Annotated in this window: 19 protein-coding genes and 1 riboswitch; of the genes, 12 read left to right on the top strand and 7 right to left on the bottom strand. The window is 67.1% G+C overall.

Annotated features, from left to right (window positions below; translation table 11 throughout):
- Positions 1-6: 6 nt before the first annotated feature.
- The 3 genes from AC5P88_RS11490 to AC5P88_RS11500 are packed head-to-tail and all read right to left on the bottom strand — an operon-like array spanning position 7 to position 4417.
- Positions 7-1254 (bottom strand): heat-shock protein, encoded by a 1248-nt coding sequence (locus AC5P88_RS11490; RefSeq protein ID WP_495225078.1) that lies wholly within the window; start codon positions 1252-1254, stop codon positions 7-9.
- Complete coding sequence (locus AC5P88_RS11495; protein ID WP_495225079.1) at positions 1251-2837, bottom strand: heat-shock protein; 1587 nt, start codon at positions 2835-2837, stop codon at positions 1251-1253. Before AC5P88_RS11495 ends, AC5P88_RS11490 begins: the two co-directional genes overlap by 4 nt.
- Positions 2729-4417, bottom strand: a complete 1689-nt coding sequence (locus AC5P88_RS11500) for an Hsp70 family protein (RefSeq protein ID WP_495225080.1) — start codon at positions 4415-4417, stop codon at positions 2729-2731. Before AC5P88_RS11500 ends, AC5P88_RS11495 begins: the two co-directional genes overlap by 109 nt.
- 126 nt (positions 4418-4543) lie before the next feature.
- Between AC5P88_RS11500 and AC5P88_RS11505 the strand changes: the two genes are divergently transcribed.
- Both AC5P88_RS11505 and AC5P88_RS11510 read left to right on the top strand, forming a co-directional pair.
- Positions 4544-6691 (top strand): S46 family peptidase, encoded by a 2148-nt coding sequence (locus tag AC5P88_RS11505; protein WP_495225081.1) that lies wholly within the window; start codon positions 4544-4546, stop codon positions 6689-6691.
- A 151-nt stretch (positions 6692-6842) separates the two neighbouring features.
- On the top strand, positions 6843-10289 hold the full coding sequence (locus AC5P88_RS11510) for a hybrid sensor histidine kinase/response regulator (protein WP_111113114.1): 3447 nt from the start codon (positions 6843-6845) through the stop codon (positions 10287-10289).
- Positions 10290-10388: 99 nt separating this feature from the next.
- Here AC5P88_RS11510 and AC5P88_RS11515 read toward each other — a convergent pair whose 3' ends face one another.
- The 3 genes from AC5P88_RS11515 to acs all read right to left on the bottom strand — a co-directional run bounded on the left by AC5P88_RS11515 (position 10389) and on the right by acs (position 14070).
- Positions 10389-10964 carry a manganese efflux pump MntP gene (locus AC5P88_RS11515; RefSeq protein ID WP_197607789.1) on the bottom strand — a complete coding sequence of 192 codons (576 nt, stop codon included), beginning with the start codon at positions 10962-10964 and terminating at the stop codon, positions 10389-10391.
- An 88-nt stretch (positions 10965-11052) separates the two neighbouring features.
- A riboswitch (yybP-ykoY riboswitch) is annotated at positions 11053-11142 on the bottom strand.
- A gap of 223 nt (positions 11143-11365) precedes the next feature.
- Positions 11366-12031, bottom strand: a complete 666-nt coding sequence (locus tag AC5P88_RS11520; protein ID WP_154264839.1) for a response regulator transcription factor — start codon at positions 12029-12031, stop codon at positions 11366-11368.
- 95 nt (positions 12032-12126) lie between these two features.
- Entirely contained in the window at positions 12127-14070 is a 1944-nt protein-coding gene (gene acs / locus AC5P88_RS11525; protein ID WP_286074560.1) for an acetate--CoA ligase, read from the bottom strand.
- A gap of 245 nt (positions 14071-14315) precedes the next feature.
- Here acs and AC5P88_RS11530 point away from each other — a divergent pair, with 245 nt between their 5' ends.
- The 4 genes from AC5P88_RS11530 (at position 14316) to xth (ending at position 20100) form a co-directional block, all read left to right on the top strand.
- A complete protein-coding gene (locus AC5P88_RS11530) occupies positions 14316-15743 on the top strand; it encodes a DcaP family trimeric outer membrane transporter (RefSeq protein ID WP_495225082.1) in 1428 nt (475 codons plus the stop codon).
- A 98-nt stretch (positions 15744-15841) separates the two neighbouring features.
- Entirely contained in the window at positions 15842-17503 is a 1662-nt protein-coding gene (locus AC5P88_RS11535; protein ID WP_286074559.1) for an MFS transporter, read from the top strand.
- 290 nt (positions 17504-17793) lie between these two features.
- Positions 17794-19203 carry a coniferyl aldehyde dehydrogenase gene (locus tag AC5P88_RS11540; RefSeq protein WP_495225084.1) on the top strand — a complete coding sequence of 470 codons (1410 nt, stop codon included), beginning with the start codon at positions 17794-17796 and terminating at the stop codon, positions 19201-19203.
- Positions 19204-19332: 129 nt separating this feature from the next.
- Positions 19333-20100, top strand: coding sequence for an exodeoxyribonuclease III (gene xth, locus AC5P88_RS11545; RefSeq protein ID WP_459047207.1), 768 nt, complete (start codon positions 19333-19335; stop codon positions 20098-20100).
- Positions 20101-20181: 81 nt separating this feature from the next.
- Here the strand turns inward: xth and AC5P88_RS11550 are convergent, their stop codons facing one another.
- Positions 20182-20433, bottom strand: a complete 252-nt coding sequence (locus tag AC5P88_RS11550) for a GlsB/YeaQ/YmgE family stress response membrane protein (protein ID WP_005411656.1) — start codon at positions 20431-20433, stop codon at positions 20182-20184.
- A gap of 84 nt (positions 20434-20517) precedes the next feature.
- Here AC5P88_RS11550 and AC5P88_RS11555 point away from each other — a divergent pair, with 84 nt between their 5' ends.
- The 6 genes from AC5P88_RS11555 to AC5P88_RS11580 all read left to right on the top strand — a co-directional run bounded on the left by AC5P88_RS11555 (position 20518) and on the right by AC5P88_RS11580 (position 25503).
- On the top strand, positions 20518-21117 hold the full coding sequence (locus tag AC5P88_RS11555) for a 4'-phosphopantetheinyl transferase family protein (protein WP_111204317.1): 600 nt from the start codon (positions 20518-20520) through the stop codon (positions 21115-21117).
- A gap of 39 nt (positions 21118-21156) precedes the next feature.
- The gene (gene rsmG / locus AC5P88_RS11560; RefSeq protein WP_010482382.1) at positions 21157-21795 is read left to right on the top strand and encodes a 16S rRNA (guanine(527)-N(7))-methyltransferase RsmG; all 639 of its coding nucleotides are present in this window, start codon (positions 21157-21159) and stop codon (positions 21793-21795) included.
- Between the two features lie 112 nt (positions 21796-21907).
- Positions 21908-22705, top strand: coding sequence for a ParA family protein (locus AC5P88_RS11565; RefSeq protein WP_111204316.1), 798 nt, complete (start codon positions 21908-21910; stop codon positions 22703-22705).
- Entirely contained in the window at positions 22705-23628 is a 924-nt protein-coding gene (locus tag AC5P88_RS11570) for a ParB/RepB/Spo0J family partition protein (protein WP_019338308.1), read from the top strand. The genes AC5P88_RS11565 and AC5P88_RS11570 overlap by 1 nt, the downstream gene beginning before the upstream one ends.
- 126 nt (positions 23629-23754) lie before the next feature.
- The gene (locus AC5P88_RS11575) at positions 23755-24486 is read left to right on the top strand and encodes a suppressor of fused domain protein (protein WP_111204315.1); all 732 of its coding nucleotides are present in this window, start codon (positions 23755-23757) and stop codon (positions 24484-24486) included.
- Positions 24487-24537: 51 nt separating this feature from the next.
- On the top strand, positions 24538-25503 hold the full coding sequence (locus AC5P88_RS11580) for an NAD-dependent epimerase/dehydratase family protein (RefSeq protein ID WP_111204314.1): 966 nt from the start codon (positions 24538-24540) through the stop codon (positions 25501-25503).
- Positions 25504-25533 lie beyond the last annotated feature (30 nt).

The raw sequence follows: 25533 nt of genomic DNA on the forward strand, positions 1-25533 counted from the left end.
CGCCACTCAATCGCCGTCTGTGCCGGGGTCCATCTGGCGGACAACGGCGAAGGAACGGGCTGGCCTGCGCGGACGAGGCCCATGCGTGAGCATGCCGAGTCCATCAAGCGGCGACGGTCGCTCGACGGGCGCTGGCGCGGACGCCGTCCGTGATGGAGTCCCTCCAACGAAGGGTGTCAGCATGAGGACGCCAGACACGATGACCACCGAGGCGTGGATTGCCACGTGTTTCATGCTGGACGTGCTGATCGCAACGGGTCGAGCGGCATCACCCAGCAAGGCCAGCGCCGCCAGAACGGCCAGCACGACGAGAGCGCCCAGCAGGCAGCGGACTATTGCCACCTGCATCTTCATGAGATTGAAGCGCCCGGGTTGGGATATCGCCATCCAGAAGGCGACCTGATCCCCGTCCAGTGGCGCCAGCGTGTCACGAACGCCATGCACCCCGAGACGCTGCATCGTTTGCCGCATGGTGGCAGCACGCCCGGGCACGCTGGCCGACAGCAGCGATTGCAGCCAGTGCCATGGTCGGGTCAAGCGTTCCACGCGGGCATGGGCCTCGGTTGCGGACACCCGCTCCTGCGGTCGGTCCAGGGCTGCAGTGAGGGCCGTGTGGTTGCGCGGCTGCAGCTGCCACTGGCGATGCAGCAGGTTGCGTCGTGCGCGGACCCGGTAGGGATCGATATCAGCCCGGATCTCATCCCAGCAGAAGTATCGACCGAGCAGATCGAAGTTGGACTCGCACAGCGGCCGGCCCTCGTGCAGCAGCTGCTGCAATACCACGTCACCGATACGCGGCCTGTCAGCCAATGACCACAGCTCCGGACGATGGGCCAGCCAGTGCTCGAAGCTGGCCGGGTCGGCATCGGTCGCGGTGTTGATCAGCAGACGCGCAAACCGGGGTAGGTTCAATGACGGCTCCACCACATCGTCCGGCAGGTCGGTGTCGAACGTGCACGGACGATGCAGCACCGGCATGTGGTCCATCGGCGAATGGCTGTCGTACAGCGCCGGTGGGCCGGGTGGGCGGTTGTCTGCAGGTAGCCTCGACAGCGCTTCTGCACCGTCTTCCTCCTGCCATTGCGCGCGGTTGCGGACCCACTGCAGGGCCTCCTGGTAAGCCTCGTGCAGCGCCTGGAATGCTATCGGGTCTTCGTCCGGGCGCGCCGTGCGCAGTTTCTGCGCGTAGGCGCGCTTGATCGCCCGTTCGTCGGCGCCGGTGTCGAGCCCGAGCGCGTCCAGTGCCCGGTTCACACGGTGTTTCCAGAGGCCGGCGGGAGCCCGTCAATCGACGCGTGACGGCGCGTGCGATGTATTAACTCGGCTCCCCATTGCAGCAGGATCAGAACGATGCCTGCTTCGGCGATAAGCATGGCAAGCACCATGAACACGGCATGGCGGATTCCGAACCGTACCCGGGAACCGACGCGTCGCCACAGGCGCGCAGTCGCCAAGGGCAGTGCCATGAAGATCAACAGGGTACCTTCGATGCGGTGGCCAAGGCCATGGACAAGAACCAGGCTGCTCATCGCCATCAAGGGCGCTGGCAGCGCCAGCAGCCATCTCCAGCGCGAAGGGGGCAGATCCAGCGTCAGCTGGCGCAGCGCCCAGCGCACAGGCACCCACAGTGCGCCGATCGCAGCCAGCAGCAGGCCAAAAGGCACCCCCAGCTGGGCGAAAATCGCGGCTTCGCCCGGCTTTCCCTGGACCAGCGAGATGCCTGCGATTCCAGCAAAGAACAACAGGCTGCAAACGCCCAGCAGCACGCCACGCAGTGCGTTCACCTGCCAGCGCCACCGGTTGGGCCGGGAGATGTCTGCAAGACTTCGCCAGAACAGGATCTGCTGCGGATCCCATGCCTCGGGCACCTGTTCCCTTCCGCCCGCCTCGATGGCATCCAGCAGTGCGTTGACTTCATTGATGTGCTCGGGCAGCTGCGCCTGCCAGAGGGATCGTCGCGAGTGCCATGGCTGCGACACGTAACGCAGGCAACGGCTGACCGTGATCTTCCCCAGCCGCAGGCTGCCCTCTTGTTCAAGCAGTGCCGACAGCTCCGCCGCATTCCCGGTCTCGGCGGCCCAGCGTCGATGACCGCGCGACTGGATCGATGCCAGCCTGTCCGGATCCACGCCATCGTGTACATCATCCCAGCCAAAGCAGCGTGCCAGCAGACCCATGTTGGCTGCGCTGATGCCGTTGTGACTGCGTGCCAGTTCATCCAGCAGCGCGTCGCCCACCAATGGCTTGTAGCGCAACGACCACAGCACCGGCGTGGCCTCCAGCCACGGCCCGAAGTCTTCAGGGGAAGACAGATGGGCCTGGCGCAGGATCAACTGCGCGTGGCTTGCTACGTCGACCACCCCGTCCAGCTCCACCACCGGTGCCGTGCGCAGCAGCACAGGCGTGCCGCGGGGTGGCAATGGAGGCGAGTAAGAACGCGTTTCGGGCGGCGCCCATGCCACGTCGGCGTCGTGCGGCCAGGGGCCGATATCGGCTGCATGCTCCGCCGGTTCGTCCTCGTCCTCGTCCTCGTCCGCGGCATCGGCATCGGCATCGGCCAGCGCTTCCTGGCGGGCCCAGTCCAATGCCGCCTGATAGGCCTCATGCAGGTGCTGGAAGGCGACGGGATCCTGGTCGGGGCGAGTCACCCGAAGGCGCTTTGCGTAGGCGCGCTTGATCGCGCGCTCGTCAGCGGTTTCGTCCAGCTCCAGGACGTGAAGTGCCCAGCTCATGCATCGCGCTCGAGGGTGTCGAGTGCCTCGTCCAGCTGATGGCGATGACGCTCGACGGCAACGGCATCCTGGCTCTCGAGCACATGGCGGAAGCTGCTCAGCCACGACTGCAACTGTTCGCGGTGATGGATGCGTTCCTCGTACAGGCGCTCGGTGCGGGCGATCACCGCGAGGTTGGGCTGGGCGTCACGCGGGTGGATCTTCAGCGCTTCCAATGCGCGCAGGCGCTGCTGGATCTCTTCGGGTGACAGCAGCCCGGGATTCTGTTCCAGGATGAGCTCGTGGCGCTTGCCGGTGGCGTCCTCGGTGACTTCGACCTGCAGCAGCCCGTTCACGTCGTAGGTAAAGCGGGCGGTGACGCTGCGTTCTTGCATCGGGACAGAATGGGTCAGCGGCACGGTCAGCTCACCGAGCTTGATGTTGCGATCCACCGTCGGGCTCTCGCCCTGGAACACGTCGATGCGAATGGCACTTTGCCGCTCGTGCACCGGGTAGAAGCGATCCTCGCGGCTGACCGGCACCACGCTGTTGCGCTGGATGATCGGGTGGAAATAGCCGCTGCGCTCGCCACCGGCAGCATCCTGGCGGGACACCTGCGTGCCCAGCGTGTAGGGGCAGACATCGGTCAGCACGACCTCGCGCAAGGATTCGTCGCGCGCCTTCAATCCCGCTGCAACCGCGGCACCCAAGGCAATCGCCTGGTCCGGATGGACATGGCGCAGCGGCAGCCGGCCGAACATGCGGGTCGCCAGCTTGCTGACCATCGGCATGCGTACCGCACCGCCGACCAGGATGATGTCGTCCAGCGCCTCGGGCTTGAGCCGGGCGTCGCGGATCGCGCGTTCGATGGGCGCACGCATGCGCAGCAGCAGCGGCTCGCAGAGCTGCGTGTAGCGTGCCTCGTCCATCTGCCACTGGCGTTCGCTGCCGGCCAGGGGCAACTGCAGGCTGGCGGCGCCGCTCAGGCTGAGTTCGCGCTTGACCAGTTCCAGCCGACGCAGCAGCTGCGCCTGTTCGGCAGCGGACAGGTCGCCGGCGGACGTGCCCTGGTCGGCATGGAAGGCCTGCACGAGTACCTGCAGGAAATCCTCGCCGCCCAGGAAATTGTCGCCGGCGCTGGCATGTACTTCGACCACCCCGTCGAATAGTTCCAGGATGGAGACATCGAAGGTGCCACCGCCCAGGTCCAGTACCAGCACGCGGCCTTCGCCGTCACGCTCCTGCAGGCCATAGGCCAGCGCGGCGGCCGTGGGTTCATTGATCAGGCGCTCGACGCGGATGCCGGCCAGCTCGCCGGCCGCCCGGGTGGCCTTGCGCTGGGCGTCGGAGAAATAGGCCGGTACGCTGATCACAGCCTCCTCCACCTTGTGGCCCAGGGCCGCTTCGGCGTCAGCCAGCAGCGAGCGCAGCACCATGGCCGAGAGCTCCTCGGGGCGGAAACTGCGCTCACCCAGCCGGGTCTCGCGATCGCTGCCCATCCAGCGCTTGAAGTGGGCCACGGTCTGCTGTGGATGGCTGACCAGGCGGTCGCGGGCCGGCTGGCCAACCAGCACGGCGCCATCGACCAGGCTCACCACCGACGGCGTCAACAGCTCGCCATGGGCATTGGGGAACAGCTGCGGCCCGGTTGCCGTGTGCATGCCGATGAGGGAATGGGTGGTGCCAAGATCGATACCGACGATCATCTGCTGACGTCCGATGTGCAGAAAACGGCAATTCTAGGAGTGCGGCCCAGGCCTGACTATCGGGCGTTGCCCGACAGCGCCCCAGCGGCTATGGTCCCGGGCTGTTCTGTCGTACCGGATTGCCTCATGTCACCACGCAAAGCCCTTCCCACCGCCCTGGCCCTGGGCCTGACCCTTGCCGCCGGCGCGCATGCCGATGAAGGCATGTGGATGCCGACCCAGCTGCCGGAACTGGCCAAGCCGCTGCAGGCTGCCGGTTTCAAGGGCAATCCGGCCGACCTGGCCAACGTCACCGCGCCGCCGCTGAGCGCGGTGGTGCGTGCCGGTGGTGGCACCGGTTCGTTCGTGTCCGCCGACGGCCTGCTGCTGACCAACCATCACGTGGCGATGGGCGTGATCCAGTACAACAGCTCGCCCGAGCACGACCTGATCAATGGTGGCTTCATCGCCAGGGACCGCGCCGACGAGCGCCCGGCCAACCCGGACTTCCGCGTGCTGGTCACCGTCGGCTTCGACAAGGTGACCGACCAGGTGCTCGCGCAGGCCCGTGGCAAGACCGGCCGCGCCTATTTCGATGCGGTGGACGCGGCCAGCAAGCAGATCGTGGCCGAGTGCGAAAAGGATGGCAGCGTGCGCTGCTCGGTGGCCAACATGTACTACGGCACCGACTTCTACCGCATCGCCCAGCTGGAACTGAGCGACGTGCGCCTGGTGTATGCACCGCCGCGCGCGATCGGCAACTACGGCGACGAGATCGACAACTTCATGTGGCCGCGCCACACCGGCGACTTCACCCTGCTGCGCGCCTATGTCGGCAAGGACGGCAAGCCGGCGGCCTACAGCAAGGACAACGTGCCCTACCAGGCGCCGGCACACCTGCAGATGTCGGTGGAAGGCCCGAAGGAAGGCGACTACGCGATGCTGGCCGGTTACCCGGGCATCACCTACCGTCACCGCACCGCGGCCGAATTCGCCGGCCAGATCGATGCCGTGCTGCCGCGCCGCGTGTCGGTGTTCCAGCAGATGATCGACACCATCGAGGCCGCCAGTGCCAAGGATGCGCAGGCGCGTACCCGCTACGCCTCGCAGCTGCAGTCGCTGAAGAACAACCGCAAGCGCGCTGCCGGTGAACTGGAAGGCCTGCTGCGCAGCGATGCCAAGGCCCAGCGTGCCGCCGACGAGACGGCGATGCTGGCTGCCACCGACCGCAAGTACCAGGGCGATATCAAGGCGCTGCTGGCCAATCTGTCGCAGGGCGCGGCGGTGGGCGAGCGAGACCTGCTGCTGGACCAGATGGCCGCGCAGAGCCAGCTGCTGCGCTCTGCGCTGCTGCTGGAGCGCCTGCGCATTGAATCGGCCAAGCCGGACGCGCAGCGCGAGAGCGGCTACCAGCAGCGCGACCAGGCGATGATCGAAGGCGTGCTCAAGCAGGTCCAGCGCCGCTACGCACCGGAGGTCGAGAAGGCCCTGCTGACCACCCTGCTGACCCGCTACCAGCAGCTGCCGGATGCGCAGCGCGTGGCCGAGTTCGACGCGGCCTTCGGCCGTGCCCCGGAGCAGCTGGCCAAGGCGCTGGACACCCTTTACGCCGGCACCCAGCTGGGTGATGAGGCGCAGCGCCTGTCGCGCTTTGCCGCTGCCCGCGAAGGCAAGGCGCTGGCCGCAGACCCGCTGATCACCGTGGCCGGCCCGCTGGTGGCCGCGCAGCTGCGCATCGAGAACGAGAGCAAGACCCGCGAAGGCGAGCAGTTGCGCCTGCGCCCGGCGTACATGCAGGCGCTGTTCGCCTGGCGTGCCAAGCAGGGCCGTGCGGTGTACCCGGATGCCAACCGCACCCTGCGGATCAGCTACGGCAAGGTCGAGGCGCTGCACCCGCGCGACGGCGTGACCTACTCGCCGGTGACCACCGTGGCCGGCATCGTCGAGAAGAACACCAACGCCTATCCGTTCGACGCACCCAAGCCGCTGCTGGCGGCGATCGCCAAGGGTGACTTCGGCAGCACCGCCGACCCGGCGCTGAAGACCCAGACGGTCAACTTCCTGACCAACCTGGACACCACCGGCGGCAACTCCGGCTCGCCGGTGCTCAACGCCAAGGGCGAACTGATCGGCCTGAACTTCGACAGCAACTGGGAATCGGTCAGCGCCAGCTGGTGGTTCGACCCGCGCTACAAGCGCGCCGTGCACGTGGACATGCGCTACCTGCGCTGGCTGCTGGCCAAGGTCTACCCGGCGCCCGAGCTGCTGAAGGAAATGGGCGTGCCGGCCGAGTAAGGCCGGTTCGAGCACGGATTGCAGGCGCTCACCTCGATGGGGGCCTGGTGATTGTGGGCCCCCACCTTGGTGGGGGTGGTTGCCCCGAACGAGCCCGTACACCCGGCCACGCCTGGCCTACACTGCGGGTTCCTCCGACGGAAACACACGCGTGGTCTCCAGTTGGATCCTGCTGCTGGTCTCGGTTGCCTATGCCGCGCTGCTGTTCGGCGTAGCGTGGTGGGGTGACCGTCGGCCGATGTATCCCGACCGGCCGTGGTTGCGGCCGGTCGTCTACAGCCTGGCGCTGGCCGTTTACTGCTCGTCGTGGACCTTCTACGGCGCCGTGGGTACCGCTGTGCGCAATGGCATCGGCTACCTGCCGATCTACATCGGCCCGTTGCTGCTGCTGTTGTTCGGCTGGCGCATCATCGAGCGCCTGGCGCTGATCGCGCGCAGCCAGAACGTGGTGTCCATCGCCGATTTCATCTCCTCGCGCTTCGGCCGCTCGCGGCGGCTGGCGGCGCTGGTGGCGATCATCGCGCTGATCGGCATCATTCCGTACCTCGCCCTGCAGTACAAAGCGGTGGCGATGAGCCTGCAGGTGCTGACCGGCAACACCGGCCCCACCGGCTTCTTCACCGACCCGGCGCTGTACGTGGCGCTGCTGATGGCGTTGTTCGCCACGCTGTTCGGCACCCGCCAGGTCGATGCCACCGAGCACCACCACGGCATGATGCTGGCGATCGCCTTTGAATCGGTGATCAAGCTGCTGGCGATGGTGGCGGTGGGCGTGTTCGCCTACCTGTGGCTGAGCAACCGCACCGACGCGGTGGTCGAGTCGGTGCATACGCTGTTCACCGGGCTGCCGCCGGTGGGCTTCATCTCGCAGACACTGCTCAGTTTCCTCGCCATCATCTGCCTGCCTCGCCAGTTCCACGTGGCGGTGGTCGAGTGTGGTGATGTGCGCGACGTGCGCCGCGCGCGCTGGATGTTCGGCGGCTATCTGGTGGTGATCTCGGGCATGGTCCTGCCGATCGCCACAGCTGGCGTCACCCTGTTCGGCACCGGCGGCAGCGTCGCTGACGATTCGATGGTGCTGGCGCTGCCGCTGGCCGAAGGCCGCAATGCGCTGGCGCTGATCGCCTACGTGGGCGGCTTCTCGGCCGCCACCGGGATGGTCATCGTCTCGTCCATCGCGCTGGCCACCATGGTCAGCAACGACCTGGTGATGCCGGTGCTGCTGCGCCGCAGTGGCGACCACCAGGAAGCGGCCGATGTTGCCTCGCGCGTGCTGTGGATCCGCCGCCTGGCGATCCTGCTGCTGGCGCTGATGGCCTACAGCTACTACCGCACCAGCAGCAACGACAGCACGCTGGCCTCCTACGGCCTGATGGCGTTCGCGGCGGTGGCGCAGTTCGCGCCGGGCCTGATCGGCGGCCTGTACTGGCGTGGCGCCAGCCGGCGTGGCGTCGAGATGGGCATGCTGCTCGGCTTCGCGACGTGGCTGTACACGCTGCTGCTGCCGGCGATGACCATGGCCGGCTGGGTCGATGCCGCCTGGGTGCAGCACGGACCTTTCGGCATCGAGTGGCTGCGCCCGCAGCAGTTGTTCGGCATGACCGGCTGGGATCCGCTGACCCACGGCACCTTCTGGTCGCTGCTGGTCAACGCGGCGACGATGATGCTGGTGTCTGCGCGCTGGCGCCCCGGTGTGGACGAGCGGCTGCGTGCGGCACCGTTCCTCGACCCCTATGCCGAGCGCCCGTCGGTGGCCGGTGGCTGGCCCGGCCACGTGCATGTGGGCGACCTGCTGGCGCTGGCTTCGCGCGTGGTCGGCGAGCGCCATGCGCGGCGTTCGTTCTTCGAGCAGGCACAATCGTTGGGTCGCGAGCTGCAGTCCTCCGCGCCCGCTGACCGGCCGTGGGTGCAGTTCACCGAGCGTCTGCTGGCCGCGTCGATTGGTGCGGCGTCTGCACGCCTGCTGTTGACCAGCCTGCTGCGTGGCTCGGGCATGGACCTGGGCGAAGTAGTGGCGGTGCTGGACGAAGCCGGGCAGGAGCTGCGCTTCAACCGCGAGATCCTGTCGACCACGCTGGAGAACATCAGCGCCGGCGTCAGCGTGGTTGATCCGGACATGCGCCTGACCGCATGGAACCGCCGTTACCAGGACATGTTCGGTTACCCCGACGGCATGCTCTACGTGGGCCGCCCGGTGGCCGATCTGATCCGCTACAACGCCGAGCGCGGCGAGTTGGGCGAAGGCGATATCGAGGTGCAGATCAACCGTCGCATCGGCTACATGCGCGCCGGTTCACCGCATGTGTTCGAACGCACCCGCAGCGATGGCAAGGTGATCGAGATGCGTGGCCAGGCGCTGCCCGGTGGCGGCTACGTGACCAGCTACAACGACATCACCGACTACAAGCACGCGGAAAAGGCGTTGCTGGAAGCCAATGAAACGCTGGAGCAGCGCGTGGCCGAGCGCTCGCACGAGGCCGAGGTCGCGCAGCAGTCGAAGACGCGGTTCCTGGCGGCGATCAGCCATGACGTGCTGCAGCCGTTGAACGCTGCGCGGTTGTTCGCCTCGGCATTGCGTGACAGTGACCATGTGAGCGACGAGCAGAAGCATCTGGCGGAGCGCGTGGATGCGTCGCTGCGTGCTGCCGAAGAACTGCTTGATGGCCTGCTGGACGTGTCGCGCCTGGATGCCGGTGGCCTGCACCCGGTGATCGGGGAGTTCGACGTGAGCGCGTTGATGCGCGAGCTGGCGGCGCAGTACACGCCGGTGGCCGCAGGTCGTGGCCTGCGCCTGGACCTGTTCGCGCGCCCGGCGTGGGTACGCAGCGATCGCCGCCTGCTGCGCCGCGTGCTGCAGAACTTCCTCGCCAACGCGCTGCGCTATACCCGGCAGGGCCGCATCGTGCTGGCGGTGCGCCATCGTGGCGACGAAGTGGAGCTGCAGGTATGGGATACCGGCCCCGGCATTCCCGAGCACCACATGCGGCAGATTTTCGATGAGTTCCACCGCTACCAGCAGCCGTTCGACTGGGGCGAGCAGGGTCTGGGGCTGGGGCTGTCGATCTGCCAGCGCATCTCGCGCCTGCTCGACCATCGCCTCAATGCCCGCAGCCGCGTCGGCAGCGGCTCGATGTTCTCGATCATCCTGCCGCGGGTGGCGCCGCTGCCGGGCTACACCGAACTGGCCACGCCGGTGCAGGCCGTGGCCACGCCGCTGCGCAGCGATTCGCTGGCCGGCCTGCGCGTGCTGTGCGTGGACAACGACGAAGAGATCCTGGACGGCATGCGCGCCCTGCTCGGCCGCTGGCAGGTGCAGGTGATCACCGCTGCCACCGTCGACCAGGCGCTGGAGAAGATCGCCGAGCGCCCGCAGGTGATGCTGGTGGACTACCACCTGCACGACCGCATGGATGGCCTGGACGCGCTGGTGGCGTTGCGCGAAGCCGCCGGTTACCCGCTGCCGGGTGCGCTGCTGACCGCCGATGGCCGCGACGAACTGAAGCGGATGGCACGCGAGCGTGGCTACCGCGTGCTGACCAAGCCGATCAAGCCGGCCTCGCTGCGCGCCTTCCTGGGCGCGCTGCGCGATGCGCAGTAGCGCCGGGCGCCCGGCAGTAGATCCACGCCATGCGTGGATGTGACGTCTGGTAGTGCCGGCCGCTGGCCGGCAACCACGCAATCGCTCGCTTCCGATGCATTACCCCACGCCGTGCAGGTGTTCGTACAGGATGGTCGCGCCGATGATCACCAGGATCACACCACCTATGATCTCCGCGCGCTTGCCGACCATGCTGCCCAGCACGCGGCCGAGCATGATGCCGACGGTGACCATGGTCAGCGTGCACAGGCCGATGACCGCGGCCATCACACCGATATGCACGTCCATGAAGGCCAGGCCGATACCCACCGCCATCGCATCGATGCTGGTGGCGAAACCGGTCAACGCCAGCTTCCAGAAGCCGTGGTGCTGCGAAGGATCTTCTTCTTCCTCGGCACTGTCCGGTCGCAGTCCGTTGTAGATCATGTGGATGCCCAGCGCGCCGAGCAGGCCGAAGGCGATCCAGTGGTCGAAGGCTTCGACATACTGCAGGGCGGCGCGGCCGAGCAGCCAGCCGATGATCGGCGTGATCGCCTCGATGACGCCGAAGATGATGCCGGCGCGCAATGCATCGCGGAACACCGGCTTGCGCATGGCCGCACCCTTGCCGATCGCCGCGGCGAAGGCATCGGTGGACATGGCAAAGCCGATCAGGAGGATCGAAATGGGGGACATGGGCGGCTGCTGAGGTCGGGCTAGGACGGACGCACGGCCTGCGCTCGCGCCCAACCTGACGTTGCGCGCGCGGGCCGCTGGTCTCGCCAACCATCATGGTTGTCCACGCCACGGCGCACTGGCCGAGTATGTTGACGTGGACGATTCCTGCGAAGGAATCCGGCTACTCCCCAAGGGGACGCGAAGCTTAGCACCGCGATTCGCGCGTGGCGCATTTCCAGCGAAACGCGCAGGCAGGGCTGGTTTGTATAGCGATGGCTATATCGCGAGCGCAGCGGTGCCTGGTAGTGCCGGCCGCTGGCCGGCACGCGCAAGGGCGAAAGCGTGCCAAGCAAGCTTGGCACCTACCGAAGCGATTTCATGTCTTTCAGGCGATTGCCGGCCAGCGGCCGGCACTACCCTCAGTCTTCTTCCGGCGGCAGCACGATGGCGTCGTCGTCGATGGCCAGCTTGCCGGCCATCAGCACGGCCTGGGTGCGGTTGGTCACGCCGAGCTTGCGCAGGATGGCGGTGACGTGGGCCTTGATCGTTGCTTCGGAGACATTGAGGTCGTAGGCGATCTGCTTGTTCAAGCGGCCGGCGCCCAGCATCTGCAACACGCGGAACTGCTGCGGGGTCAGCTCCCGCAGGCGCTGCCCCACTTCGCGCTCCTCGCGCTCGGTCGGTGGCACGTTGTGCGCTTCCGGCGGTGCCCAGGTCTCGCCATCGAGGATGGTGCCGAGTGCATGGCCGATGGTGTCCGAGTCGGCCGATTTCGGAATGAAGCCGAGCGCGCCGTGGTCGAGCGCGCGGCGCATCACCGTGGCTTCTTCGCGCGCGGACACCACCACCACCGGCAGCTGCGGATGCAGTGAGCGCATGTGCACGAGTGCGTTGAAGCCCTGCGCACCCGGCATGTTGAGGTCCATGAGGACCAGGTCGGCGTCGTTGTGCTGATCGGCCAGCGCGTACAGTGCTTCCACGCTGTCGGCCTCGAACAGCTGCACGCCGGGGATGACCCGCTGCACGGCGCCGCGCAGGGCTTCGCGGAACAGCGGGTGGTCATCGGCAATCAGGAGGGTGGTCATGGTCGGGGGGAACCGTGGGGGAAACTGTTCGGGGGCCAAGCCCCTGGGGTCAGAGCCCTTTCCTTGCGGAAAGGGATCTGACCCCGGGTCGTGCATCAGCGTACCTTGCGCTCGTCCACCAGCGACGCCACCACCGACGGGTCGGCCAGGGTCGAGGTGTCGCCGAGCTGGTCCGGCGCGTTCTCGGCGATCTTGCGCAGGATGCGGCGCATGATCTTGCCCGAGCGGGTCTTCGGCAGGCCCGGCGCCCACTGCAGGTGGTCCGGCGTGGCGATCGGGCCGATTTCCTTGCGTACCCAGGCGACCAGTTCCTTCTGCAGTTCGTCGCTCGGCGCTTCTTCGGCCACCAGGGTCACGTAGGCATAGATGCCCTGGCCCTTCACGTCGTGCGGGAAACCGACCACGGCCGCCTCGGCCACCTTCGGGTGCGAGACCAGCGCGCTTTCCACTTCGGCGGTGCCGATGCGATGGCCGGACACATTGATCACGTCGTCAACGCGGCCGGTGATCCAGTAATAGCCGTCCTCGTCGCGGCGGCAACCGTCACCGGTGAAGTAGCTGCCCGGGTAGGTGCGGAAATAGGTATCGATGAAGCGCTGGTGGTCGCCGTACACCGTGCGCATCTGGCCCGGCCAGGAGTCACGGATGATCAGGTTGCCCTCGGTCGGGCCGTCCTGGATCTCGCCATCAGCATTGACCAGCGCCGGCTGCACGCCGAAGAAGGGCAGGGTGGCCGAACCCGGCTTCAGATCCATCGCACCGGCCAGCGGCGAGATCAGGATGCCGCCGGTCTCGGTCTGCCACCAGGTATCGACGATCGGGCAACGGCTGTCGCCGACCACCTCGTAGTACCAGCGCCAGGCTTCCGGATTGATCGGCTCGCCCACGCTGCCGAGCAGGCGCAGCGAGGCGCGCGAGGTCTTCTTCACCGGCTCCTCGCCCTCGCGCATCAGCGCACGGATGGCGGTCGGGGCGGTGTAGAAGATGCTGACCTTGTGCTTGTCGATGACGTTCCAGAAGCGCGAGGTATCCGGATAGTTCGGCACGCCTTCGAACATCAGCGAGGTCGCGCCGTTGGCCAGCGGCCCGTACACGATGTAGCTGTGGCCGGTGACCCAGCCGACGTCGGCGGTGCACCAGTAGATGTCGTCCTCGCGCAGGTCGAACACCGCTTCATGGGTGTAGGCCGCGTACAGCAGGTAGCCGCCGGTGGTGTGCAGAACGCCCTTCGGCTTGCCGGTGGAACCGGAGGTGTAGAGGATGAACAGCGGGTCTTCCGCGTTCATGCGTTCCGGCTCGCAGCTGGCCGGCTGGCTGTCCACCACGTCGTGGAACCAGCGGTCGCGCGGCGCCTGCATGTCTACCGCGCCGCCGGTGTGGCGCACCACCAGCACGGTTTCCACGGTATTGGTGCCGGGCAGCTTCAGCGCGGCATCGACGTTGGCCTTCAGCGGAATCTTCCGGCCACCACGCAGGCCTTCGTCAGCGGTGATGATCAGCTTGCTCTGGCAGTCGCTGACGCGGTCGGCGATCGAGTTCGGCGCGAAGCCACCGAACACCACCGAGTGGATCGCACCGATGCGCGCGCAGGCCAGCATGGCCACGGCGGCGTCGACGATCATCGGCAGGTAGATGGTGACCCGGTCGCCCTTCTTGACCCCGAGGTTGCGCAGCGCGTTGCCGAGGCGGCAGGTGCGCTCGTACAGCTCGCGATAGGTCACGTGCTGGGCCGGCGCATCCGGGCCGTCCGGTTCGAACAGCAGCGCTGTCTTGTCGCCGCGCTTCTCGAGCTGGCGATCCAGGCAGTTCACGCTGGCGTTGAGCTCGCCATCCTCGAACCACTTGATGTGGAAGTCGGACAGGTCGTAGCTGACGTTCCTGATCTTGGTCGGCTTGCGCATCCATTCCAGTCGTTCGGCGGCCTTGCCCCAGAAACCATCCGGGTCGGTCAGCGAAGCCTGGTACTGCTGTTCGTAGGACGTCTTGTCGATGCGTGCCTTGGCGGCGAACTGCGGATCGACGGGGTAGATATCAGCCATGGCACCCTCACTTGCACGTTGACTTTGTGTGTGCGGTCGCAGCATTGCGGCGACCGATCCCCCTCAGTTTGCCCCATCCACCCCCGGTCGCGTCACCACTCTGGTTAGACCATGGTCGAAAGTGAGCGCCCAGCAGGGCCGGGTTCGACCAATGGCGAATAGCCGCTATACATAATCGCCCCGCAGTCTCGGCTCGACCGTGCCCCACGCGCGGCATCACCTTGCCACTTGGGAGAGAGGGCAACATGAGCCACCGTACGTTGAAAGCCGTGCGCACACCTTTGGCGGCCTGCCTGTTGGTCGCCCTGGTCGCACCGGGCATGGCGTTCGCAGAGACCGCCAAAGAGAAGGCACTGGAAGCACGCGTTGCCGAACTGGAACGCCAGGTCCAGCTGCTGCTGTCTTCGCAGCAACAACAACAGGCCCAGATCAGCCAGACACAGCAGGCCGTAACCGAAGTCCGCACGGTGCAGGCCGAGCAGAAGCCGGTCGCACAGGTACCGGCCGGCAAGCAGCCGATCCAGGTCACCACCATCACCCCGGGCGCGGCGCCGGGCACCACGGTCAAGATCGGTGGCTTCATCAAGGCCGATTTCCTGGCCACCCAGACCAGTGACGGCCAGCTGGCCGACGACGCCACCGGCCGCTCGCTGTACCTGCCGGGCCAGACCCCGGTGGAAGGCGCCGGCGGCAGCGGCAAGCGTTCGGGTACCGACTTCAATGCCCACGCCAAGTTCTCGCGCTTCAACCTGGGCATCGACAACGTGAGCGAATCGGGCAACAAGGCCGGTGCGTTCTTCGAGATGGACTTCTTCGGCAATTCGCTGGGCAACCAGACCGCCACCAATACCTACGGTGTGACCCTGCGCCACGCCTACATGTACTGGAACAACTGGATGGCCGGCCAGACTTGGTCCAATTTCATGGATGCGGCCGCACTGCCCGAAGCGGTCGACTTCGTTGGCCCCACCGACGGCGTGATCTTCGTGCGCCAGGCGCAGGTGCGTTACACCCAGGGCGGCTTCAGCGTCGCGCTGGAAAACCCGGAGACCACCACCCTCACCGGTACCCGCAACCCGGTCACCGGGGCATGGACCAACGCCAGCGCCAACTCCGACCGCGGCAGCCTGCCCGATCTGACCATGCGCTATGGCTGGAAGGGTGACTGGGGCACCTTCGGTGTCGGCGGCATCGTCCGCCAGCTGAAGGTCGACAACCAGGCCACCGGCGCCAAGGCCGACAAGGTGGCCGGCGGCCTGACCCTGGGTGGCAAGTGGGTGATGGGTGACAGCGATTCGCTGCACTACCAGCTGACCGGTGGCGAAGGCATCGCCCGCTACATCGGCCTGGGCATCACCGCCGACAGCGCCTACGACGTGGCCCGCGACGAGCTCAATCCGACCGGTGTGCTTGCCGGTTACGTGGGCTGGCGGCATGCGTTCTCGCCGAAGCTGCGCACCAACCTGATCTACGCGCGCAGCGACTACGACAACGACAGCATCCTCGGCCCACTGGTGACCAAGAGCGTGCAGAGCATCCGCGGCAACATCTTCTATTCGCCGCTGCCCAAGGTCGATATCGGCGCGGAGCTGATGTACGGCCGTCGCGAAGTGGAGAACGGCAACAAGGGTGATATCACCCGGTTGCAGTTCACCACGAAGTACAGCTTCTAAAGGAGTGCCGACCAAGGTCGGCACCTACAGAGATTGCGTGCCGACCAACGGTCGGCACCCACCGACCCAGGTCGGCATCCACAGAGGGAAAGCGTCCCATGTCCAGCACACCCAGCACCGCACACAAAGCGGGCACCCTGACCCAGGGCCACAAGAAGGTCATCTTCGCATCGAGCCTCGGCACGGTATTCGAGTGGTATGACTTCTTCCTGTACGGCTCGCTCGCGGCCATCATCGCCAAGCAGTTCTTCAGTGGCGTCAATGAAACCACGGGCATGATCTTCGCCCTGCTGGCGTTCGCCGCCGGCTTCTTCGTGCGTCCGTTCGGCGCGGCGTTCTTCGGCAGCCTCGGTGACCGCATCGGCCGCAAGTACACGTTCCTGGTCACCATCCTGATCATGGGCATCTCGACCTTCCTGGTCGGCGTGCTGCCCAACTACGCCACGATCGGTTTTGCCGCACCGGTGATCCTGATCGTGCTGCGCCTGGCCCAGGGCCTGGCGATGGGCGGCGAGTACGGTGGCGCTGCCACCTACGTGGCCGAGCATGCGCCGGACGACAAGCGTGGCCTGTACACCAGCTTCATCCAGTGCACCGCCACGCTGGGCCTGTTCATGTCGCTGCTGATCATCCTGGCCTGCCGCTACTTCCTGGGCAACGAAGCCTTCGAAGCCTGGGGCTGGCGCATTCCGTTCCTGGTCTCGATCCTGCTGCTGGGCATCTCAGTGTGGATCCGCCTGCAGCTGAGCGAATCGCCGCTGTTCCAGCAGATGAAGTCGGAAGGCAAGGGCTCCAAGACCCCGTTCCGTGACAGCCTGAAGGGCGGCAACCTGAAGCTGATGCTGCTGGTCCTGCTCGGCGCCGCAGCCGGCCAGGCCGTGGTCTGGTACGGCGGCCAGTTCTACGCGCTGTTCTTCCTGAGCAGCATGCTGAAGGTCGATGCCACCACCTCCTACCTGCTGATTGCCGCGGCGCTGGCGCTGGGCGTGCCGTTCTTCATCTTCTTCGGCTGGCTGTCCGACCGTATCGGCCGCAAGAAGATCATCCTGGCCGGCTGCCTGCTGGCCGCCGTCACCTACATTCCGATCTTCAAGGGCCTGACCCACTTCGCCAACCCGGCCATCGAAGAAGCCCGCAGCAGCTCGCCGGCCCTGGTCGTGGCCGATCCGGCTACCTGCTCGTTCCAGTTCGATCCGGTCGGCCTGCGCAAGTTCACCAGCTCCTGCGACGTGGCCACCGCCGCGCTGACCAAGGCCGGTGTGCCGTACGACGTGCAGCCTGCCGCCGCCGGTTCGCTGGCGATGGTGAACGTGGGCAGCGCCAGCGTCACCTCGTATGAGGCCGCTGGCCTGACCAAGGAAGACGGCAAGGCCAAGGCCGACGCGTTCGGTGCGGAACTGAAGACCGCGCTGACCACTGCCGGCTACCCGGCCAAGGCCGATGGCGCCCGCATCAACATCGCCGGCACGGTGTTCATGCTGTGGCTGCTGGTGCTGTACGTGACCATGGTCTACGGCCCGATCGCCGCTTACCTGGTCGAACTGTTCCCGACCCGCATCCGCTACACCTCGATGTCGCTGCCGTACCACATCGGCAACGGCTGGTTCGGTGGCTTCCTGCCGGCGATCTCGTTCGCGCTGGTGGCCGGTACCGGCAACCTGTACTACGGCCTGTGGTACCCCATCATCATCGCGTTGATGTCGGTGGTGATCGGCGGCCTGTTCCTGCGCGAGACCAAGGACGTGGATATCACCAAGTAGGAACGATGTTCATCGGATGAAGGAGAGGCCGTGGTGCAGACCACGGCCTTTCTGTTTGTGGGCCGGTGGCTGGGGTCAGATCCCATTCGCGCGTGGATGGGCTCTGACCCCAATCGCAGACCCTGCTACTCCGAGCATCCACCGCTCAGGTCAAACTGCAGCCTCGAGAACTCGTTCGCGCCCGGGGTCAGATCCCTTTCGCATGCGAAAGGGATCTGACCCCATCGGGAAGTTGCCGGCCAGCGGCCGGCACTACCGTTCCGTTGCTCGGCACGCCGTATAGTCGGCCCATGACCACCATTGCCCCAGCCGAACTCCCCGCCCTCCTGCACACCCTGCGCAGCGCGTGGCAGTCGCAGCGCCCATCGCTGGACCAGCGCGAGGCCGACCTGCGGCGTCTGCGCGAAGCGCTGAAGCCGCGCTTGGACGAAATGGCCACGGCCATCGCCGGGGACTTCGGCCACCGCGCCCACACCGAATCGAAGCTGGCCGATGGCATGAGCGTGCTGTCAGCCATCGACCACCTGCGCCGCCACCTGCGGCGCTGGTGGAAACCGCAGCGGGTGAGTGCGGGCTGGCGACTGTGGCCGGCGCGCGCGCAGCTGCGACCGACGCCACTGGGTGTGGTCGGGGTGATCTCGCCATGGAATTACCCGGTCACCCTGGCACTGGTGCCGCTGGCCACCGCAATTGCGGCGGGCAATCACGTGCTGCTGAAGCCGTCCGAACATACCCCGCGCACCAGCGCGTTCCTGGCCGATCTGCTGGCCAGCGTGTTCCCGCCCGATCGCGTGGCAGTGGTGCAGGGTGGGGCGGACGTGGCCGCGGCGGTGTCCTCGCTGCCGCTTGACCATCTGCTGTTCACCGGCTCGACGGCCGTGGGCCGCAAGGTGATGGCGGCGGCCGCCGAGCATCTGGTGCCGGTCACGCTGGAACTGGGCGGCAAGTCGCCGGCCATCGTCTGCCGCGATTTCCCACTGGACAAGGCCGCCGCGCGGCTGGCCACCGGCAAGTGGTTCAACGCCGGCCAGACCTGCATCGCGCCGGATTACGTGCTGATCGATACCGCGCGCCAGCGCGAGTTCGTGCAGGCGCTGCAGCAGCAGGTACGCGAGCGCTACGGCGATTTCAGCAGCGCCGACGACTACACGCGGATCATCAACGAAGGCCAGTACCGGCGCCTGCAGGGCTATCTGGCGCAGGCGCGCGAGCGCGGCGTGCCGGTCATTCCGCTGGCGCAGGTAGATGAGGCGCGCGCCGACCGCGAGCGCCTGCTGGTGCCGACCGTGGTGCTGGACCCGCCTGACGACCTGGACCTGATGCGCGAGGAGATCTTCGGACCTATCCTGCCGGTGCGGGCCTACCCGGACCTCGAGGCGGCGCTGGCCGACGTGCTGTCCCGTGACCGGCCGCTGGCGCTGTACCCCTTCAGTCATGACCGCGCGACGGTGGAGCGCATCCTCGGCCAGGTGGTGGCCGGCGGGGTGACGGTGAATGACACGCTGCTGCACTTTGCCGCCGACGGCCTGCCGTTTGGCGGGGTCGGGGCGAGCGGCATGGGGGCGTACCACGGCCGGGCTGGGTTCGACGCGATGAGCAAGCGGTTGCCGGTGCTGTGGCAGTCGCGCTGGGCGGCCAGTGACCGGCTGCGGCCGCCGTATTCGAAGATTGCGGGGTTGTTGCGATTCCTGCTGCGGTGAAGCCACGCATGGCGTGGCTCTACTGACGGGACCAGGTTCCGGTAGGTGCCAACCTTGGTTGGCACGCGTGGGGCTTCAGCGCCAACCAAGGTTGGCGCCTACCAAAGCAGGGCCGGGTAGAATGCCCGCATGAAGATCGCCTCGTGGAACGTCAATTCGCTCAATGTCCGCCTGCCGCACCTGGAGCAGTGGCTCAAGGAGTTCGGCCCGGACATCGTCGGTATCCAGGAAACCAAGCTGGAGGACCACAAGTTCCCCGATTCGGCGCTGATCGCCGCGGGTTACCGCAGCGTGTTCGCCGGCCAGAAGACCTACAACGGCGTGGCGCTGCTGTCGCGTGAGCCGGCGCAGGACGTGCAGATCGGCATTCCCGGCTTCGAGGACGAGCAGAAGCGCGTCATCGCCGGTACCTTCGGCGACCTGCGGGTAATCAACCTGTACGTGGTCAATGGCCAGGACATCGGCACCGACAAGTACGACTACAAGCTGCGCTGGCTCGAGGCGGTGCATGCCTGGATCGCCGAAGAACTGCAGCGGCATCCGAAGCTGATCGTGATGGGCGACTTCAACATCGCCCCGGACGCGCGCGACGTGCACGACCCGGAGGTGTGGAACGACAACCACATCCTTACTTCCACCGCCGAGCGCGGCGCGCTCAACAAGCTGCTGCAGCTGGGGCTGCACGATGGCTTCCGCCTGCACAACGACGAGGCGGGTACCTTCAGCTGGTGGGATTACCGCGCCGCCGGATTCCGTCGCAACCTGGGCCTGCGCATCGACCTGACCCTGGTCTCCGATGCGCTGAAGAGCGGTGCGGTGGCTTCGGGTATCGACCGCGAGCCGCGTACCTGGGAACGCCCGAGCGACCATGCGCCGGCGTGGGTGCAGTTGGGCTGAGTTGAGGTAGCGCCGGGCCATGCCCGGCGAGCGCAGCGGCGGCAGAGAGACGCCGGGCACGGCCCGGCGCTACCCCTCAGATCACCGTATGCTCTTGCGGGTGAACAGGTTGACGATCGCCAGCAGGATCACCGCACCGATCAGCGAGAACAGGAAGGTGCGGATGGTGATCGCTTCGTTGATGCCGCCGCCGAACAGCCAGCCGGAAATCAGCGCGCCGACGATGCCGACCACGATGTTGAGGATGATGCCCTGCTGGGCATCGCGCTTCATGATGATGCTGGCCAGCCAGCCTACGATGCCGCCGACGATCAGCCAGATGATGATGCCCATGATCGAACCTCCGGTGGGGAACTGTGACCAGTTGACGCGCAGGCCTGTGAACCCGTCGTGCAATCGTGTGATGGGCGCGTGCGGATGAGCCTGCCAGCCACCCTTGAGGGCCCGTGGCGTTTCGGCCCGGTGACGGTCTGGCGGCGCCCGCACGTGCCCGGCCATCGCGGCGAACCGCAGGCCCGGCAGGTGCTGGCACAGGCGTTGGGCGCCGACCCCGACACGCTGCCGCTGGTCCGCGACGACAAGGGCCGGCCGGAGCTGAGCGGCGCGCTGGCCCACTACGGCACTGGCTGGAGCCACAGCGGCGAGGTGTTGCTGGTGGCGCTGGGCGAGGGTGTGCGGCTGGGCGTCGACCTGGAACTGCTGCGGCCGCGGGCCCGCCTGCTGGAGATCGTGCAGCGCTTCTTCCACCCCGAGGAGGTGGCCTGGCTGGAAAGTCTGGACCAGGCCGACCGCGAACACTGGTTCTTCCGCGTGTGGTGCGCCAAGGAAGCGATGCTGAAGGCGCACGGCCAGGGTATCTCGTTCGGCCTGCACCGCCTGCAGCTGGCACCCGGGGCCGATGGCGCCCTGCACCTGCGCTGGTGCGACCCGGAACTGGGCGAGGCCGCGCGCTGGCACCTGCACGAATGGCAGGCCACCGGCCAGTTCCGTGCGGCATTGGCCTGGTATCCGCACTGAAGCGGGGAATCAGCGCGCAAAACCGGCGATAATGCCGGCATGAGCGAACACCCACTTCCCGCCAGCGTGGCCGCCACGCTGGAACAGGGCCTGGCCAGCATGGGCCTGGACGCCGCGCTGGCGCCGCCGCTGCTGCGCTACCTGGCCCTGCTGCACCGCTGGAACGGCACCTACAACCTCACCGCCATCCGCGACCCGCAGGAGATGGTCACCCGCCACCTGCTCGACTCGCTGGCGATGCAGCCGTTCGTGGCCGATGGCAGTCTGGCTGATCTCGGCACCGGCCCCGGGCTGCCCGGCATCCCGCTGGCGATCGCCTGCCCGGGCCTGCAGGTCACCCTGGTCGAGAGCAACGGCAAGAAGGCGCGCTTCATGCGCGAGGCCGTGCGCCAGCTCGGCCTGGACAATGCCCGCGTGGCCGAATCGCGCGCCGAGGCGCTGGACGAGGCCGGCCGCTACGACCAGCTGACCGCGCGCGCGATGGATACCCTGGCCGGCATCGTCCGCGTCGGTGGCCACCTGCTGCGCCCCGGCGGCGTGCTGCTGGCCATGAAGGGCGTCTACCCGCATGAGGAGATCGCGGACCTGCCGGCTGGCTGGAAGGTGCGTGAAGTGACCCCGCTGAGCGTGCCTGGCCTGGCCGGCGAACGCCACCTGGTCACTGTTACAGGTCCCTGATTCCCGCCGCCAGCCCTTTGTGGAACAACGGGTTGGCGATTCACGATTTCCGCAAGGGGCCGGTTGTACGCATAATGACCGGTCCCAGCACACGTCGACGAGGCACACCCGCATGGCCCGCATCATCGCCATCGCCAACCAGAAGGGTGGCGTCGGCAAGACCACGACCGCCGTCAACCTGGCCGCTTCCCTGGCCAACGCACCCAAGCGCGTGCTGCTGGTCGACCTGGATTCGCAGGGCAACGCGACCATGGGCAGTGGCGTGGACAAGCGTGAGCTGGCCGCCTCCACCTACGATCTGCTGCTGGGCGAGTCCAGCGCCGCCGATGTGCGCGTGGAGACCGCCGAAGGCTACGACCTGCTGCCCGGCAACATCGACCTGACCGCCGCCGAGATCCAGCTGATGGCGCAGAGCGAGCGCGAGCAGCGGCTGAAGCGCGCGCTGGCACCGATCCGCGACGAGTACGACTACATCCTGATCGACTGCCCGCCGGCGCTGTCGCTGCTGACGCTCAACGCGCTGGCCGCCGCCGACTCGGTGATCGTGCCGATGCAGTGCGAGTACTACGCACTGGAAGGCCTGAGCGCGCTGGTGGAAACCATCGAAGCGCTGCGTGCCGACCTCAATCCGGCGCTGGAGATCGAAGGCGTGCTGCGCACCATGTTCGATGTGCGCAACAACCTGGCCAACGCGGTCTCGGCCGAGCTGACCGAACACTTCGGCGACCGCGTGTTCCGCACCATCGTGCCGCGCAACGTGCGCCTGGCCGAGGCGCCCAGCCATGGCCAGAGCATCGTCGGCTACGACCGTGCCTCGCGCGGTGGGGTGGCATACCTGGGCCTGGCCGGCGAGATCATCCGCCGCAACAACGAACGCAACAAGGCCACCAAGGCCGTGGAGACCGTCTGATGACCAGCAGCAAGCCGGCAGCCAAGAAGCGAGGCCTCGGCCGTGGTCTGGATGCGCTGCTGGGCCCGAAGGGGGCGGTCAGCCAGGTGCAGGCCACCACCGCGGTGATCGAGCCGCTGCCGGGCGAAGTGCTGCGCAAGCTGGCCGTGGGCCAGCTGCAGCCGGGCAAGTACCAGCCGCGCCGCGAGATGGACGAGGGCAAGCTCTCCGAGCTGGCCGACTCGATCAAGTCGCAGGGCGTGATCCAGCCGATCCTGGTGCGCCAGCTGCCGGCAGGCAACTACGAAATCGTCGCCGGTGAGCGCCGTTGGCGCGCCTCGCAGCTGGCCGGCCTGGACGAAGTGCCGGTGGTGGTGCGCGAGCTGGAAGACCGCACCGTCATCGCGATGGCGCTGATCGAGAACATCCAGCGCGAAGACCTCAACCCGCTGGAAGAAGCCGAGGCGCTGCAGCGCCTGATCAGCGAATTCACCCTGACCCATGCCGAGGCCGCCGAGGCCGTCGGCCGCTCGCGCGCGGCGGTGTCCAACCTGTTGCGCCTGCTGGAGCTGCCGGTGGCGATCCGCCTGCTGCTGGAAACCCGCCGCCTGGAAATGGGCCACGCCCGCGCGCTGCTGACCCTGGCCCCCGAGCTGGCCGGCAAGCTGGCGCAGGAAGCGGCCGATGAAGGCTGGTCGGTGCGCGAGGTCGAGCGCCGTGCGCAGGCCTTCGCCGCCGGCAAGGTGCCGAGCAACCGCCCGGTCGCCACGCCGAAGGTGCAGCAGGCCGACATCGCCTCGCTGGAAACCGAACTGTCCGAAGCGCTGGGTGCCAAGGTGGCGATCAGCCACGGCCGCGGCGGCAAGGGCAAGCTGATCATCCACTACACCGACCTGGATACCCTGGACGGCGTGCTGGAAAAGCTGCGTACGCGCCAGGGCTGAGCCCGGCGCAGTGACAGGGGGCGCGGCCCGTTCCTGCCGTGCCCCGCGAATGACAGGGAACGTACCGCCGCGCGCGCCGTGGGATGTACTGCCTTCCGGCCCGTGGCCTCATCCAGGGAGCAGGACATGAGCAACGCATTCGACGACGTCAGCCCGGGCGGCAGCCCGATCATGGTGCACAGCCGCCAGAAGGACTTCACCCCGCCGCAGGGCGAAGAACACATCGAGGCGATCGGCGCGCACATCGAGCGCCATCTGGGTCCGGTGTCCGGTGTCTTCCACGAGATCATCTCCGACCTGGTGCACATCGACGTGCACGTGGTGCCGGCCAATGACCAGTTCCCGTACCTGCGCCTGGTCACCTCCGGCATGAGCGACCTGCCGATGACCGTGCCCGCCGAGGTGGACGCGGACGTGCCGCGCTACATGGAGCTGATGGTGACCCTGCCGGCCGACTGGCCGATCACGCAGGACGCCTTCGAGGACGAACGCAACTACTGGCCGGTGCGCCTGCTGAAGGGCATGGCGCGGCTGCCGCATGAGTACGACACCTGGCTGGGCTTCGGCCACACCATTCCCAACGGCCATCCCAGCGAGCCCTACGCGCCGGGGGTGGGCTTCGACGGTGCCATCGTGCTGCCACCGGTGACTGCCCCGGAAGAATTCGCCACGCTGGAACTGGACGACGGCAAGACCATCAGCTTCATGACCCTGGTTCCGCTGTATCCGGAAGAGATGGATCTGAAGCTGAAGAAGGGCGCCGAGGCGCTGCTCGACCGCTTCGATGCGAAGAAGATCCAGGACGTGATCGAACCCGGCCGCGCCAATGTGGCCAAGAAGCGTTTCGGGTTGTTCTGAGCCCGCAGCGTATCCTCTGCACCAGTACTCATTGATTTCCAGGCAACTGCAATGACCATCCTGCTCACCGGCGCTGCCGGCTTCATCGGTGCCTATACCGCCCGCGCGCTGCTGGAGGCGGGCCAGCCGGTGGTCGGCCTGGACAACTTCAACGACTACTACGACCCGCAGATCAAGCGCGACCGCGTGGCCGCACTGTGCCCGGCGCTGGACCTGCGCACCCTCGACCTGACCGACCGCGAGGGCCTGGCCGCGCTGTTCGACGAAGTGAAGCCGGTGGCGGTGATCCATCTGGCTGCTCAGGCCGGCGTGCGCTATTCGCTGGAAAACCCGCAGGCCTACGTCGACAGCAACCTGGTCGGCTTCGTCAACATGCTCGAGCTGTGTCGCCACCGTGGCGTGCAACACCTGGTGTATGCCTCCAGCAGTTCGGTCTACGGCGATTCGGCCACGCCGCCGTTCTCCGAGGACCAGCGCGTGGACCAGCCGCGCTCGCTGTACGCGGCGACCAAGGCGGCCAACGAGCTGATGGCCTACACCTACGCGCAGCTTTACGGCCTGCATGCCACCGGCCTGCGCTTCTTCACCGTGTATGGCCCGTGGGGCCGGCCGGACATGGCACCGCTGCTGTTCTCGCGCGCGGTGCTGGCCGGGCGGCCGATCGACGTGTTCAACGAAGGCCGCATGCAGCGCGACTTCACACATGTTTCCGACATTGTGTCGGGTATCCTCGGCGCCCTCGCGCACCCGGCCGACGGTCCGGTGCCGCACCGGGTGTTCAACCTCGGCAACCATACGCCGGTCGAGCTGGAGCGCTTCATCAGCGTGATCGAGCAGGCCGCCGGCCGCCCCGCGCAGAAGGTCTACAAGCCCATGCAGCCCGGCGACATGGTGCGCACGATGGCCGATACCCGGCGCGCGCACGACGCCTTCGGCTTCGATGCGGTGACCCCGATCGAACAAGGCCTGCCGCCTGTGGTGCAGTGGTGCCGCGAGTATTTTGGCGATCGCGCCTGAGGATGGATCCTCACGCCACGGGGTTCATCT

The sequence above is a fragment of the Stenotrophomonas sp. YJH_SMC_8 genome (assembly GCF_059371315.1).